The organism is Faecalibacter sp. (assembly GCF_057177045.1).
This window is the reverse complement of sequence record NZ_CM169987.1, coordinates 2136869-2150951: the sequence shown is the minus strand read 5'-3', so window position 1 is coordinate 2150951 and position 14083 is coordinate 2136869. Positions and strand designations below refer to the sequence as shown.

Sequence of the window (14083 nt, the reverse complement as noted above, 5' to 3'; positions counted from 1 at the left end):
TAAGAATTATCCTACTAATCCATTCGCCACTAAATATTCTGCAATTTGTACAGCATTTGTAGCAGCCCCTTTACGTAAATTATCAGCGACAATCCAACAGTTTAAAGCATTTGGTAAAGATAAATCACGACGAATACGACCTACAAAAACATCATCTTTTCCTTCTGAATAGAATGCCATTGGATACGTATTGGTATCTGGATTATCTTGTAAAGTTACCCCTTCTTGCGCTGCTAATAATTGACGTACATCTGCTAACTCAAAATCATTTTCAAATTCAATATTTACGGATTCTGAATGTCCTCCTTGAACGGGAACACGAACGGCAGTGGCTGTAATGTTCATTTCTTCCACGCGCATAATCTTACGAGGTTCGCGTGTTAATTTTAATTCTTCTTTTGTATACCCTGTTTCTTCATCAAAAACATCACAATGTGGTAAGGCATTTTTAAAGATTTGATAAGGGTATACTTTAGCTACATCACGTCCTTCAATTTCCCCATTCAATTGTTCAACAGCATCTTTACCCGTTCCTGTTACGGATTGGTAAGTCGATACCACCACACGTTTGATTCCATATTTTTTGTGTAATGGATTAAGCACCATTACCAACTGAATGGTAGAACAATTTGGATTGGCAATAATTTTATCTTCCTTTGTTAGAATATCAGCATTGATTTCTGGAACGACTAAAGGAATATGAGGTTCCATTCGCCAGGCTGAAGAATTATCAATAACAGTTGTCCCTACTTCCGCAAACTTTGGCGCCCACTGTTTGGAAGTTTCTCCACCTGCTGAAAAAATGGCGATATCTGGTCGCATATTTACAGCATCCAGCATTGATACAATGGTGTATTTTTCTCCTTTATATTCAATAGTTTGACCTACTGATCTTTCTGATGCTACTGGTATAATTTCAGTGATTGGAAAATTTCGTTCTTCCAAAACTTGGAGCATAACTCTGCCGACCATTCCGGTAGCGCCTACGACTGCTATTCTCATTCGTTTTATATTATGAATTATTAAAATTTGAATTGCAAAATTAAGGATTTAAACCATATCAATCCCTCTATATCACTGATTTTTATAGGATTCGTAATTTATTTGACTTTAATTCATTGAATGGATATTTTCATTGAATTATCATTTTAAAAAATGAATTTTATTAGAATTTTATTATTTAAGGGAACAAAAAAAGGAGCTTAAAAAGCTCCTTTTTTTGTTCTATTTTCAGTCAAAAAAATTATTTTTTGATGATTTTTTCGATTTTGAATCCTTTATCTGTTTTAATTTTTAACAAATAAACGCCTTTTGGTAAATCTTGAACATTAATTTTGTTCGAAGATTGATCCACATATTTTACTGTTCTACCTGTTAAATCACCAATTGTAATCGATTCAATTTTTTCTCCATCATTATTTTGAATGTTAATGAAAGAAGTTGTAGGATTTGGATAAACTGATAATTTCGATTCTTTTACATTATTATTTAATCCTAACGTTGCTTCACCAATTGTTAAATTATCAATTGACATTTGTGTTGATAATCCTGCATTATCGTGATTTAAATATAATTCCTTCCATTCAAATCCTGATGCATCAACGTCTGTTCTTGTGTGTACCACTTGGTTATCCACTTTGTACGTAATTGTTCTCGCAGTAGCATCTTTTACAATATCAAGTTTATACCAAGTTTCATCACTTAAAGAAATTGTCGGTACCCAACTTAAAATTTCAAAATCAGCAATATATAATATTTCACTAGTTAAATCTGGACTAATACGATCTCTATAGAAAGATCCATCCGAACTCACTGTAGCAAATTCATAATTTGTTGCACCATCTAAAGTTGTTTGGAAATATAAACTAATATTATCTGCATTTGAGTCCGCTTTTGTGTAATTTGCTCCTACAATTGGATTAGAATATCCCTCATCGTCAGTAATTTGTGGATAACGTGGATCTTGAGCAATAATTAAGGATTGTTCTCCTGCATAAGGTAAATCTGTAGCAATCAATTGATTCATAACAAATTCAGTTCCTGCTGCATTTGTACTTGTCACAGCCCAACCGTTTTGACCATTAATTGATCCTGTTGTAAAACCTTCAGAAGCTTCAAAACCAAAAGATGCATTTTGTAATGTTCTCTGATTTGCAGTTTGATTTGCTGAAACACGTTCTAATCCTTGTACAGATTTCTTTACTTGTTTTTCTAATGTTTGAGATTTATTAGATTGTGCTAAAGCAACAGAACAAGTAGCTATAATAGCTAAGGTAGTAAAAATTTTCTTCATAATATATTTAATAGATTATTAATTCAAAAGTGTTATGAAATACTAATTTACACCTTTTTTTTAATTCTCAAAAAATATATAAAATTTTTAAACATATAAATCTAAATAGAACTATTGCTTTCCATATGCCCATGGAATTGATGAATTCATTATTCATGTCCTAATGAGATAAATTTTATCTATATTAGTATTGTAAAGCTTAAAAATTTACCACAAAAAAAAAGCGAAATCTAAAGATTTCGCTTTTTTTTATCAATCAATAAATGATTATACAAATTCGTTGTACGCTGATTTTAAGTTTTCTGCAATCGCAGCTGCAGAATGTCCTTCGATGTGGTGACGCTCTAACATGTGAACTAATTCACCATCTTTAAATAAAGCTACAGCTGGAGAACTTGGTGGGAATGGTGCAAAAAACTCACGTGCTTTTGCGACTGCATCTTTATCAAATCCTGCGAAAACTGTTGTTAAGTTTGCTGGTACTTTATCGTTATCTAACGATTGTAAAACACCTGGTCTTGCAGCTCCTGCAGCACAACCACACACACTATTTACCATCACTAAAGTTGTTCCTGGTTTAGCGATAGCAGCTTCTACTTGCTCTGGAGTTGTTAAATCTTCGAAACCGTTAGAAGTTAATTGCTCCTTCATCGGCATAACTATTTCTGCTGGATACATATTTCTAAATTTTTATATTTAATTTTATTAAAAGTCAAAGTTACATATAATCTAAAACTTTTAGAATACTTACCTTTGAATTCTCAAATTTACGAAGAAGTTTACACACATGAAATTGACATTTGGTAAGAACGAAAAATTAAAAAGTAAAAAAGCCATCGAAGCTTTGTTTTCAGAAGGTCAGTCCTATGTGTCTCATCCCATACGCATTGTTTATAAAGTTAATCCCAAATCAGATTATACGATTCGTATTGCTGAAAGTGTAGCCAAGAAAAAATTTAAACATGCAGTGGATCGAAATTTACTAAAACGTAGAATCAAAGAAGCTTATCGATTAAATAAACATCTTATTGAAATTACAGAAGATGTTTCCATTGATATTTTATTTATCTACACTTCTTCTAAAATTCAATCTTACGAAAAAATTGATCAATCCCTTCAAGAAATTTTAACGAAACTGAATATAAAACTCAATAAAAAAGAGCAACACTAATTGTGTTGCTCTTTTATTATTGATTAAGTTTAAAATGTTTAAGCGATTTTGTTCACGTTTTTCTGAAGTTTAAAGAAACTAAAGAAAACGAAAGCTAAAATTAACCCACAAATAGAAGCCCCTAATCCAATAATCATTGGAAAATTTTCTTCTGCTAAAACTCCTGCTTCGTAATCCATCATGTATAGGTTGTACCCTAATGCTCCAACTAATACAGCAGTGATGATATAAATATATGTTTTCATTGTCAAATGACTTATTATAAATTAAACTCTTGGATAAATAATGCCCCAATATTTGATGTAAATAACTTGATTGCAATTGAAAGCAAAATTACACCAAAAACTTTCTTTAAAACTGATAAAACACCAGGTCCCATCCATTTTTCTAGTTTTCCAGCAAACTTTAACACAAAATAAACAATTAACATGTTCAAAATAATTGCCATGACAATATTAATATCTGCATATTGAGAACGTAACGATAAAACTGTTGTTAAAGATCCTGCTCCAGCGACTAATGGGAAAGCAATAGGTACAATAGATGCTGATTTGGATTCGACACCTTTTTGAATTTCGATTCCTAAAATCATTTCTAAGGCAATTATAAAAATTACAAATGCCCCTGCCACGGCGAAAGATTGGACATCGACCCCTACAAGATTTAAAATTTTAGTACCGAAAAATAAGAATGAAATCATCAAAACTCCGGCAGCAATTGATGCTTTCTCGGATTCGATGTGTCCTACTTTACTGCGAATTCCAACAATAATCGGAATACTACCTAAGATATCAATGACAGCAAATAATACAGCAAATGTTGTCCCGATTTCGTTAATGTTTAGTTTAGAAAAAAATTCCATTGATTGGTTGATTTATCATATTTTTTAACAATTGCAAAGTTAGAGCAATTCTTTTGTCTATAAAATATTTTTTAAGATACAACTATCTATAAATCAAAACCCTATTTATTTTATTAATTTTCTAACCAATTTCTAAAATCATTCACTTTTTCTCGACTAACAACGCATTCTTGTTCGGAATAGTGATTTAAAAAAATTTTTAACCGCGAATTGGAGTACACAGAAATGTCTCGGATGGCCTCCAATTTTATCATTTGACCTCTATTAATGCGAAAAAATTGCTTTGGATCAATCAATTCTTCGAGCTTATCTAGGGTATAATCCAGTACATAATTTCTTCCTTCTTTGGTATGAGCATACGTGGCCTTATTTTCACTGTAAAAAAGCTCTATATCTGAAGTCAGAATCATTTTAATCGAAGTTCCTATTTTAGTCGTAAAGCGCTCTTTAAAGGTTTTATTCTGATCCAAAAGATTTCTAAGTTGAGAAAAATTGACTTTTACTTCTCTTTGTTTTTCAAACTTTTCGATCGCAAATGCTAACTCTTCTTCGTCCACAGGTTTTAATAAATAATCCACGCTGTTGAGTTTAAAAGCTTTTAACACATATTCATCATAAGCAGTGGTGAAAATAATTGCGGAATGGATTTCAACTTGATCAAAAATTTCAAACGATAATCCATCGGATAATTGAATATCTAAGAAAATTAAATCTGGTTGTGGATTATTTGATAACCATTCGACACTTTCTTCTATCGAGTGTAAAGATTTAGAAACTTCTAATCCTAATTTTTCGATGCGACGTTGGAGTAGGCGAGCGGCTGGTTTTTCGTCTTCTATGATTATAATTTTCATCCTAACTCCATTTTTTAGTTTGATTATTTTTATCTAAAATTTCTTGTGCTTTACGTTATTCCCAGTTTTCTTCGATTCCATTTACTTTAATCCATTCGGTAAATATGTTATATAAAATAAAAAGTGATACAATTATCGAAAATTTTAATTGATTTAAATAATAAAAAGATATTCCGATAGCTAATAAGTTCCAAAATAAATTTATATAAAATTTTTTTAAAGCTTTGACTTTATCTTTTGCTTCTTCATAATCTAAATTATCTTCTGGTTCAATATTAATTTTTTGCGATAAAATAGGAAGTTTTACACTAAAATTTTCTTCGGTTTGTTGGATATCAATTCTTTGATTTGAAATCAATTGATAACGATTTTTAATATTATTTAATCCAACACCTGTCGAATCTTTCACTGAAGTTTTTAATTGGAGAGAATTTTCAACTATTAAATGTTGACCTTCTTTATACATTCTAATTTTTAAAGGTTTTGATTCGGATACAATATTATGTTTAATCGTATTTTCTAATAAAATCTGTAACGCCAAAGGGATGATAAATTCATTTTCCGGAAATTGGTAGACATCTAATTCAAAGTCGATACTATTCTCGAAACGGAGTTTTAATAATTTGATGTAGGTTTTTGCAAAATTGATTTCTTCCGATAGCGGAACAACTTCTTTGTCTTTTTGTTCTAGTAAATAACGATAAATTTTAGAAAGCGAAGTTGTAAAATCAATGGCCTTATCTGGATTTTCTTCGATTAGACCGGTTAAAACATTTAAACTATTGAACAAAAAATGGGGATCTAACTGATTTTTTAACGTCTCGAAATTAGCAGTTGCCTTTTCCGCTTTTGTCGATTGTTGGATAATCTCTGTTTCTAATCTGTTTTTCTTTCGATCGATAAAATAAAAAACACCCAAAAATATTGCAGAAATAAGTCCAATCACCATGTAATTTCCTAAACTATCGTAAAATATTTCTTGTTTTAGATTGGGATTAATGAATTGTATAAAAACAAAATATAAAACTAAATTAAAAACAATTGCTTGAATAAAAAATTTCCAAAACACATAACGATGATACCCATTTTTATTTATTTCTTGTCGATAATCGTAAAAGATCTTCGAGCCTATAAATGATGCCCAAACACTATAAACGAAATACCATTTGAAATAGATAATACTTTCGTCTGAAAGGTAATTTTCAATAGTAGTATTCGGATTAACAAAGAATATAATGGTATAAATAATAAGATTTCCAACTAAGAGAACAAGCAAATTTCTAATTATATTTTTATTATTAGAAACCATTTTTCCAACAATAAACATATATAACAATAATCCTAAAAAGATATATGCTAATAATCTATTAAAAATATCTTTTGTGATATTTGAACCCTTATTGAAACCATATTCTGGTATATTTTCAAAAAAATCAAAATACATCAAAAATACAACTATCGCAATCGATACGATATAAACATAGGCATCTTTCAATTTTGTCATCACCCAATCCTTTCTATAATCCAAACAATTAACTCATTCAGAAAATTCAACATTAAATAAATCATTGCATTACTTTTTACACTCCTTATTTAATAAATTTTCCGCTCGATCTTTTCCCCAGTTTGGTTCAAATTTCCCTGTTTGCTCTGTTGCAAATAAAGCTAAAGCTTTTTCAACAGCTTTGCAATCATTTGTTAGATCTCCTCCAACAAATTTTGAAGCAACAATATTAAATTCTGCTTTTCCTAATATCGTTCTAGGATTATTTGGATTCAAAAGTTTAGCTTTCGCATAAACCGATTGTACTTCATCCATCAAAGCAAAACCATTTCGCATCGGATTCAACATAATTTCAGAAGATAAATTCAGTGCTTTGAGGTTGAAAACTTCTTCATTGGTTGGATCATCTTTTTCTAATTGAGCAATAATTAATTTCGCGGCATCAATCAGTTCTTCTTTTTTGATGGGATTTGTTTCTTCAAACGATTTTAAAGTTTGTGTAAATGCTAAATAATATTGCGGTAATCTTTCTTTCGGAAATAGATGAGCGACTTTTTGGAATTGTTCAATTCCTTGATCATTTCCTTTTTTCCAAGCTTTGAAAGCATTTGTCATTACTTCATCAAAATTGGTTTGACCAAAAGTTACTGATGTTAGAATTATCGATAGTGTAAAGAATAGTTTTTTCATTGGATTTTATTTTTCATTTGATGATGTAAAGTTGTATCAAAAGAAAATCGAAAGAAAAAGAAAGTGGATGAACTGTTGATTGTGTGGGATGGAGTGTAATTAAAAAAGGAGATCAAAAATTGATCTCCTTTTTATGACTATAATTTGAATTATCTCGTTACTTCTTTGAATAGTTTTTCGGTACGGAAATAGATTTCCGTTAAATCGTCGTTAGTTGATGAAATGGCTGAATATTTCGCCTGACGAGCTTTATTCAATAAGTTTTTCCATTCTTCAACTTGCGGGGTTTCCCATCCGTATTGCATGAGTTTTTCACCAACTGAATAATCCGAAAAATGGGCCAATTCCGTTCCGGTAAATTTCATTCCCATTTCACATAAAAGATCTTCTTGCAATTGGAAGAACATTTTAAAATCTGGATGTTGAATATTATCTTGTAATTTTTCTAATTTTTGTTTTAAAATACGTTTACTTTCTTCTGAAACCTGAATTGTTGTCGGTTGCACTTCTACATTAGGAGAGGTTACAGCTTTTGGAGCAAAACGCTGCTTATCATCCATCTCCGGATGTTTTTCAACATATTGTTCCTCATTGCCCTCTTTTTTACGACGTAATAAGAGTAAACCTAAAATACTTGCAAATAATAAACCTCCAGCTGTCCATAGCCATTTTCCATTTCCACTGCTTACTGTTTCAGAAATTTCAGCAACTGATTCTACTAAAGCATTTTTAGAAGTATCTTCATTATGACCTTTAAATGCCATATCATTGCCTGTTCCTAATTCTTGGGCTGTTTCACCATTGACGGTTAAATGAACTTCTTCTGATTTTAACGTGACAAATTTTTCTTTCTTGGGATCAAAATAAGAAAACTCTACCGGAGAGATGGTATAGTTTCCACCATATTCTGGCACCATAACAACTTCGGAAGTTACACTCCCTTGCATTCCTTCTTCATACGTCTTAAAATTATTATGACGTTTTGGTGCATACGTTTCTATATTTTTTGGTGCTTTTACTTCTGGTAGGGCAATTTTATTAAAATTACCTGTACCTGAAATTTCAACCTTTAAATTAGCGCTTTCATTTGCATTAATTTCAGTTTTGTTAATGCTCGATTTTAACTTAAAATCGCCTACAGCTCCAGCAAAATTCTTTGGACGACCTTCCATCGGAATTCCTTTTGCGTGAATGGTTACCGGATTACTGCGAATTTCGTAAGCTTCAGTTCCATAAATTCCTGAAACTAAAATATCCACTGAAAATGGATCAATTGTTATCTGACCTTCTTTTTCTGGGAAAACCACATATTTAGCAATTTCCTCCGAAAAATATGGTTTCCCTGAAACCATTTCTTGTTTGATGGATTCAGGACGACTTGTTACCATTTTAGGGCTCAAACCTTCTAATTTCCCTTGGCGGAAATTACGTTTTCGATTCAGTAATCCTAAATCTCTTGAGAACATTTTCACCGTTAAATTTACCTGTTCATTCACATACGGATTACTGTTAGATACATTAGTTTGTAAGAAAACAGGTTGATTGGTATTTGAACGATTGGATAGGGTAGAAGTACCCGATTTTGTTACTTCAATGTCGATTGGTTTTGTAGTATATGTTTTTCCATCGATAACAATTCGTGCAGATCCTATGCGAAGTTTACCTTCTTTTTCTGCATTAAAAATCAAGATGATTCCATCTTGTATTTGTCCCTTTCCATTGACATATTGGACATTCTGTGTTTTATTTTCACCCACCAAACGCAATCCTTGATGCTCAGGATATCGCATAGGACTATCGATACTATAATCCATGGCATCCGCTTCAATGAAAAAGCCGACTTGTAAACTTTCGCCTACTGCTAATGACTTTCTATTGGCTTCCGCTTTGAATGTAACATTTTGAGCTAACGTTACAATTGACGTTAGAACAAATAAAAGCATCGTATGTGTAAACCTTGATGTTCCCATTACCAATCTTTGGATGTTTTTGTTCTTTGCTTTTCTGCTTTTTGTTGTATAATGCGTCGTTGAGTTCGAGCTTCTTGCTCTTGCAACGCTTTTAGCATGCCATCACCAACTCCAACTGGAGCATTATCTTGCTCTGAACCATCACCTTTCGAACCATTTTTTATTTCTGGTGATTGTTGATTCCCTTGTCCTTTTTGGTCACCATTTTGTCCACCACTTTTTGGATTACCGCCTTCATTTTCACGCTGCGATTTACCCGCTTGATTCTCTTGGTCTTGTTGATTTTTATTATTCTGTTGATTTTGGTTTTGCTGATCTTTATTTTGTTGTTGATTCTGTTGATCTTGTTGGTCTTTGTTTTCCTTTTGATCTTGTTTCGAATCTTTTTTATTTTCTTTCTTTTCTTTTTGTTGCTGTTTTTCCAGCATTTTTTTGGCGTAAGCTAAATTATAACGAGTGGATTCATCATGTGGATCATTTCGTAATGCATTTTTAAAACTTTCAACTGCTTTAGCATACTCCTTTTCTTCCAAATAAGCATTTCCTGCATTATGGTAAGCTTGATGTTTTTCAGTTTTTGATTGTGCAATCTCAGCTGATCGATTATAATGAGAAATACTTTCTTTAAATCTTTTTTGTTGATAAAGGGCATTACCTAGATTATAGTTTGCCTTAACAGAAGTAGGATCTTCTAATGCAGCTCGTTTATAAACATATTCTGCTTCATCAAATTTCCCTTTACTGTAATAGTTATTTCCTTCAATAATATAATCCTTCACTTTCGGTTGAGCGAAAGCGAATGAAGCCATTACTAAAGCCAATAAAAATCCGTATTGTTTAATAAAGTAAACCATGTCTCCTACAAAACTACTTATTTCTCGTCTTAAAAAACTTATATTCAGATGTTAATAATTCTATAAAAAGTAACAATATAGCAAATCCTAAAAACCATTGATAGATGTGATTCATATCCTTAGTTGTAGATGTAGCAATTTCATTTTTACTTAATCTTGTTTTATATAATGCCAATTGCGAAATGGCATCTGAAATGGAATTCAATTGAATATAAGTTCCATTAGTTTGTTCAGCTAATTTGAGAAGATTTTTTGATTCTAGTTTACTGATAACCGTATTTCCTAATTGATCTTGTTTTAACCCTCCTTCAAAACCATCATAATATACCGGTATTGGACCACCTTTTTCTGTACCAACCCCTACAGATACGACATGGATGTTTTGATCATTCGCTACTTCAATCGCATTGCCTACACTATTTTCATTGTCCTCACCATCAGAGATTAAAACCACTAATTTGCTTTGATTAGCTGATTTACTCAAAAGTTTTGAAGCTTCTTGAATGGCATTTTGAAAATCTGTTCCTTGACTCGAAATTAATTCTGTATTAACACTGGTTAAATAACTTTCAATGGCTGCATAATCATTGGTTAAAGGTGCAATAGTATACGAATTCGCAGCAAAAACCACTAATCCTACACGATCTCCACCCAATTGTTGCATCATATCAGCGATGAATTTTGTCGATTTTTCGATGCGCGATGGTGCAACATCTTGTGCATTCATACTGGTTGATAAGTCCAATACAAACACCATATCAATTCCTTCTCGCTTCACCTCAACTTCGCGTTGTCCTTGCATCGGATCCATTAACGCAATGATAATTAAAAATAAAGCGGTACACGTTAGCGCTAATTTGATTAAAAATCTTCTGGAAGAAATCATCGGAAAAATGAAGGGTAACAAATGCGGATCTGCAAAAGTTTTCTTCACACGAGATCTCCATCGATAAACATTTACCGATAAAATAAGGATAAGTACTAACGCGATCATCCATACGATCTGTCCAAAATCACCCCACTGCATTAGATTAATTCTTTAAATATGGTTCTTCTTAATACAATTTCTGCAAGTAATAAAATCAATGCAGGTAATAAGAATCGAGCAAAGAGCTCTGTATAATTGTAATATTTAATTTCGTTGATTTCAGATTTTTCTAATCGGTCAATCTCGTTATAAATATTTTTTAAGGTTTCATTATTTGTTGCTCTAAAGTATAAACCTCCTGTTTTATCTGCAATATCTTGCAATAAAACCTCATCGATCTCAACAGGTCGCATCTCGAAAATAAAATTCCCGTATAAATCATAACTGGTTGGAGAAGGAGCTTGACCATTTGTTCCAATCCCGATGGTATATACCTTAATGCCTTTAGAAGCTGCAATTTCAGCCGCTTGTCTAGGTGAGAAGTACATTAAATCAGCCGAAGGATTAATACTTTCTACCCCATCCGTAATTAAAATAACCACCTTAGAAACTGCTTTACTGTCTTTTAAGTGGTTGATTGCTGTTGCTAAACCCACACCAATGGCAGTACCATCTTCAAGATTCCCGGATTGTAATCGATCTATTTCTGCCACTAACATTTCTCTGTCTGTCGTTAATGGAACTCTTGTTAAGGCTTCTCCCGAATATTCGACAAGTCCAATCCGATCGGTCGGACGTTGCATCGAGAATTCTTTCGCTACTTCTTTTAAAGCTGAAAGACGATCTGGTTTTAAATCTTGTGTTAACATACTCAATGAAGTATCTACGGTCACAAGAATATCAACGCCTTCATCCGCCTTAATTTGCGTCGTTACATCAACAATACGTGGACGAGCAAATGCTACGATGCATAAAGCCATGGTGATCATTCGCATGGCGAAAAGTAATGGTTTATAACGCGATAGATTACTTTTTGTAGCTCCAAATGGTTTTAATGTACTGATTTTTAGAGCAGGTGCTTTCACCTTTGATCTACGAATTTCTCGATAAATAAAAAAAGGTAAAATCAACAGTAACGCTAAATACCATGGATTTTGAAACTCGAAATTAAACATTAGCTATTGTCCCATTTTTTGTATTTTTCACCCGTTACACTATCTTCAGTAGCTAAATCTTCTACTGGAATATCTAACGGTTTAATACGTTCTACAAATTCTGCTATCCACTGACGATAGTCTTGATGCTTTTCCTCTGGAAGTTCATGTTTTGCGAATTTTACCAAATCAGCATCAAATAAAAATGCTTTTAATTTATGTTTATCCTCCGTTAAAACATCTTCTTTTTGTTGAATGTACTGAATCAAATCATCAGACAATACTTCAAGTGCAGAAAATTGATATACTTTACCAATATAACGTCTTAAAATAAAAGATAATTGGGTATAATATTCTTTCTGCTCATTGCGTTTCAAATACTTTTTCGCATCCAATGATTTTAATCCTGCTAGCATTTCTTCATACGGCGTTTTAGGTGCTGCATTTTTAAGGTTCTTGGATTTTGAACGAATATATAACACGACTAAAACAAGAGCTATAATAAAAAGAATTAAAGCAGCTATACCATAAATCCAATACCTGTTCCAATAATCCTTCCATGAGTATTCTTCAGTCATGACTGGTTTAATGGGTTGAATTTTTGCTTGTGCCGTATCCACTTCAACATCTTGTACTTCTAATTGAAATGGTTTTGTTTTTAATTTCTCACCATTCTTTTCGATTTCAATGGTACGAACTAAAAATTCACCTGCATCAAATGAAGTCAAATCCAAATGATGGATGATTTTTTTTTGTTCACCTTCTACAAGTGTATCAATGGTATGATTTAAAATTTCAATATGATGCGTTAAGCTATCCTTTAAATCAGGGCCTACAATTTTATCTCCTTTCTTGTAATCGACAGAAAAAGTTAAACGAGCGGGTTCACCAATCTTAATTTTATTCATTTCTAATTTCGACTCCAATTCTTGAGCATACCCAAAGATGGAACATGCTAAACATCCTAATAGCAAAAGTTTCTTCATAATCTAAAAACGATGACTTTTAAAATAGTTTAACAATGGAAAAACATAATCTTGATCCGCTCGAATGGACAAGCTTCCTGAATTATTTTTCTTAAAGATGGCATGATAACGTTGTTCTAAATCGTGAAAATAGGCCGCGTACATTTTACGAGTTTCTGGAGATGATGTATCGATTAAACGAATTTCTCCAGTCTCTTGATCTTGGATATTCACTAAACCAATATTTGGGAAAAATGTTTCTTTTTCATCATAGATGCGTAATCCTGTAATATCATGCTTTTTTGAGGCCACACGTAGTGGACGTTCATAATCGGATGAATCAATAAAATCGGAAAGAATAAAGACATTCGCTTTACGTTTCGCATATTTTAGAAATTGTTCGATGGTTTGCGCCAGATTAGTTGATTTACTAATTGGTTCATGCGTAATGATTTCACGTACGATGCGTAAAACATGTTGTTTTCCTTTTTTGGGTGGAATCATTTTTTCGATATGATCGGAGTATAGTACCAACCCAACCTTATCATTGTAAGTAGTTGCCGAAAAAGCCAAAGAAGCAGCAATTTCAGCGATAGTTTCCATTTTTTGTTGCTTACGTGTACCAAAAGCGCCTGATGAAGAAACATCCACCAACAAATACATGGTCAGTTCACGTTCCTCTTCAAACACCTTTACATAAGGTTCGCTGTAGCGAGCGGTTTTATTCCAGTCGATGTTACGTACATCATCGCCATATTGGTATGGACGTACTTCGCTAAAAATCATACCTCGTCCTTTGAACGAACTTTGATATTCGCCCATGAACAAATTGCTCGCTTTGCGTTTGCTTTTTAATTCAATACGTTTGACACGCTTTAAGATTTCTTTTGTATCCACG

15 protein-coding genes are annotated in these 14083 nt (G+C 32.4%); 1 reads left to right on the top strand and 14 read right to left on the bottom strand.

Annotated elements, in window-relative coordinates:
- Positions 1 to 6: 6 nt before the first annotated feature.
- The 3 genes from AC1QSP_RS10070 to AC1QSP_RS10060 form a co-directional block, all read right to left on the bottom strand.
- Positions 7 to 1002 (bottom strand): aspartate-semialdehyde dehydrogenase, encoded by a 996-nt coding sequence (locus tag AC1QSP_RS10070; protein WP_484078585.1) that lies wholly within the window; start codon positions 1000 to 1002, stop codon positions 7 to 9.
- A gap of 241 nt (positions 1003 to 1243) precedes the next feature.
- Positions 1244 to 2293 carry a T9SS type A sorting domain-containing protein gene (locus AC1QSP_RS10065; RefSeq protein ID WP_484078584.1) on the bottom strand — a complete coding sequence of 350 codons (1050 nt, stop codon included), beginning with the start codon at positions 2291 to 2293 and terminating at the stop codon, positions 1244 to 1246.
- Between the two features lie 267 nt (positions 2294 to 2560).
- Positions 2561 to 2971 carry a BrxA/BrxB family bacilliredoxin gene (locus AC1QSP_RS10060; protein WP_322971420.1) on the bottom strand — a complete coding sequence of 137 codons (411 nt, stop codon included), beginning with the start codon at positions 2969 to 2971 and terminating at the stop codon, positions 2561 to 2563.
- 109 nt (positions 2972 to 3080) lie between these two features.
- Here AC1QSP_RS10060 and rnpA point away from each other — a divergent pair, with 109 nt between their 5' ends.
- A complete protein-coding gene (gene rnpA, locus AC1QSP_RS10055) occupies positions 3081 to 3464 on the top strand; it encodes a ribonuclease P protein component (protein WP_484078583.1) in 384 nt (127 codons plus the stop codon).
- A 38-nt stretch (positions 3465 to 3502) separates the two neighbouring features.
- On the opposite strand, the gene AC1QSP_RS10050 is transcribed toward rnpA, so the two are convergent.
- The 11 genes from AC1QSP_RS10050 to AC1QSP_RS10000 all read right to left on the bottom strand — a co-directional run bounded on the left by AC1QSP_RS10050 (position 3503) and on the right by AC1QSP_RS10000 (position 14082).
- A complete protein-coding gene (locus AC1QSP_RS10050; protein ID WP_484078582.1) occupies positions 3503 to 3709 on the bottom strand; it encodes a hypothetical protein in 207 nt (68 codons plus the stop codon).
- A gap of 14 nt (positions 3710 to 3723) precedes the next feature.
- On the bottom strand, positions 3724 to 4326 hold the full coding sequence (locus AC1QSP_RS10045) for a MarC family protein (RefSeq protein WP_484078581.1): 603 nt from the start codon (positions 4324 to 4326) through the stop codon (positions 3724 to 3726).
- 113 nt (positions 4327 to 4439) lie between these two features.
- Positions 4440 to 5180: a LytR/AlgR family response regulator transcription factor gene (locus AC1QSP_RS10040; RefSeq protein ID WP_484078580.1), complete on the bottom strand. Its 741-nt coding sequence runs from the start codon at positions 5178 to 5180 to the stop codon at positions 4440 to 4442.
- A gap of 55 nt (positions 5181 to 5235) precedes the next feature.
- The gene (locus AC1QSP_RS10035) at positions 5236 to 6684 is read right to left on the bottom strand and encodes a sensor histidine kinase (protein WP_484078579.1); all 1449 of its coding nucleotides are present in this window, start codon (positions 6682 to 6684) and stop codon (positions 5236 to 5238) included.
- A 69-nt stretch (positions 6685 to 6753) separates the two neighbouring features.
- The gene (locus AC1QSP_RS10030; protein ID WP_484078578.1) at positions 6754 to 7374 is read right to left on the bottom strand and encodes a hypothetical protein; all 621 of its coding nucleotides are present in this window, start codon (positions 7372 to 7374) and stop codon (positions 6754 to 6756) included.
- A 149-nt stretch (positions 7375 to 7523) separates the two neighbouring features.
- A complete protein-coding gene (locus tag AC1QSP_RS10025; protein ID WP_484078577.1) occupies positions 7524 to 9344 on the bottom strand; it encodes a BatD family protein in 1821 nt (606 codons plus the stop codon).
- Complete coding sequence (locus tag AC1QSP_RS10020; RefSeq protein ID WP_484078576.1) at positions 9344 to 10198, bottom strand: tetratricopeptide repeat protein; 855 nt, start codon at positions 10196 to 10198, stop codon at positions 9344 to 9346. The genes AC1QSP_RS10025 and AC1QSP_RS10020 overlap by 1 nt, the downstream gene beginning before the upstream one ends.
- A 13-nt stretch (positions 10199 to 10211) precedes the next feature.
- The gene (locus tag AC1QSP_RS10015) at positions 10212 to 11225 is read right to left on the bottom strand and encodes a VWA domain-containing protein (protein ID WP_484078575.1); all 1014 of its coding nucleotides are present in this window, start codon (positions 11223 to 11225) and stop codon (positions 10212 to 10214) included.
- Entirely contained in the window at positions 11225 to 12241 is a 1017-nt protein-coding gene (locus AC1QSP_RS10010; protein WP_484078574.1) for a vWA domain-containing protein, read from the bottom strand. The genes AC1QSP_RS10015 and AC1QSP_RS10010 overlap by 1 nt, the downstream gene beginning before the upstream one ends.
- On the bottom strand, positions 12241 to 13206 hold the full coding sequence (locus AC1QSP_RS10005; RefSeq protein WP_484078573.1) for a hypothetical protein: 966 nt from the start codon (positions 13204 to 13206) through the stop codon (positions 12241 to 12243). Before AC1QSP_RS10005 ends, AC1QSP_RS10010 begins: the two co-directional genes overlap by 1 nt.
- A gap of 3 nt (positions 13207 to 13209) precedes the next feature.
- Positions 13210 to 14082, bottom strand: coding sequence for a DUF58 domain-containing protein (locus AC1QSP_RS10000; RefSeq protein WP_484078572.1), 873 nt, complete (start codon positions 14080 to 14082; stop codon positions 13210 to 13212).
- Position 14083 lies beyond the last annotated feature (1 nt).

Coding starts and splice junctions, on each gene's coding strand:
- AC1QSP_RS10010 (WP_484078574.1), bottom strand. CDS start 12,241: ATGTTTAATTTCGAGTTTCAAAATCCATGGTATTTAGCGTTACTGTTG.
- rnpA (WP_484078583.1), top strand. CDS start 3,081: ATGAAATTGACATTTGGTAAGAACGAAAAATTAAAAAGTAAAAAAGCC.
- AC1QSP_RS10040 (WP_484078580.1), bottom strand. CDS start 5,180: ATGAAAATTATAATCATAGAAGACGAAAAACCAGCCGCTCGCCTACTC.
- AC1QSP_RS10060 (WP_322971420.1), bottom strand. CDS start 2,971: ATGTATCCAGCAGAAATAGTTATGCCGATGAAGGAGCAATTAACTTCT.
- AC1QSP_RS10005 (WP_484078573.1), bottom strand. CDS start 13,206: ATGAAGAAACTTTTGCTATTAGGATGTTTAGCATGTTCCATCTTTGGG.
- AC1QSP_RS10070 (WP_484078585.1), bottom strand. CDS start 1,002: ATGAGAATAGCAGTCGTAGGCGCTACCGGAATGGTCGGCAGAGTTATG.
- AC1QSP_RS10025 (WP_484078577.1), bottom strand. CDS start 9,344: ATGGGAACATCAAGGTTTACACATACGATGCTTTTATTTGTTCTAACG.
- AC1QSP_RS10015 (WP_484078575.1), bottom strand. CDS start 11,225: ATGCAGTGGGGTGATTTTGGACAGATCGTATGGATGATCGCGTTAGTA.
- AC1QSP_RS10045 (WP_484078581.1), bottom strand. CDS start 4,326: ATGGAATTTTTTTCTAAACTAAACATTAACGAAATCGGGACAACATTT.
- AC1QSP_RS10020 (WP_484078576.1), bottom strand. CDS start 10,198: ATGGTTTACTTTATTAAACAATACGGATTTTTATTGGCTTTAGTAATG.
- AC1QSP_RS10035 (WP_484078579.1), bottom strand. CDS start 6,684: ATGACAAAATTGAAAGATGCCTATGTTTATATCGTATCGATTGCGATA.
- AC1QSP_RS10065 (WP_484078584.1), bottom strand. CDS start 2,293: ATGAAGAAAATTTTTACTACCTTAGCTATTATAGCTACTTGTTCTGTT.
- AC1QSP_RS10050 (WP_484078582.1), bottom strand. CDS start 3,709: ATGAAAACATATATTTATATCATCACTGCTGTATTAGTTGGAGCATTA.
- AC1QSP_RS10030 (WP_484078578.1), bottom strand. CDS start 7,374: ATGAAAAAACTATTCTTTACACTATCGATAATTCTAACATCAGTAACT.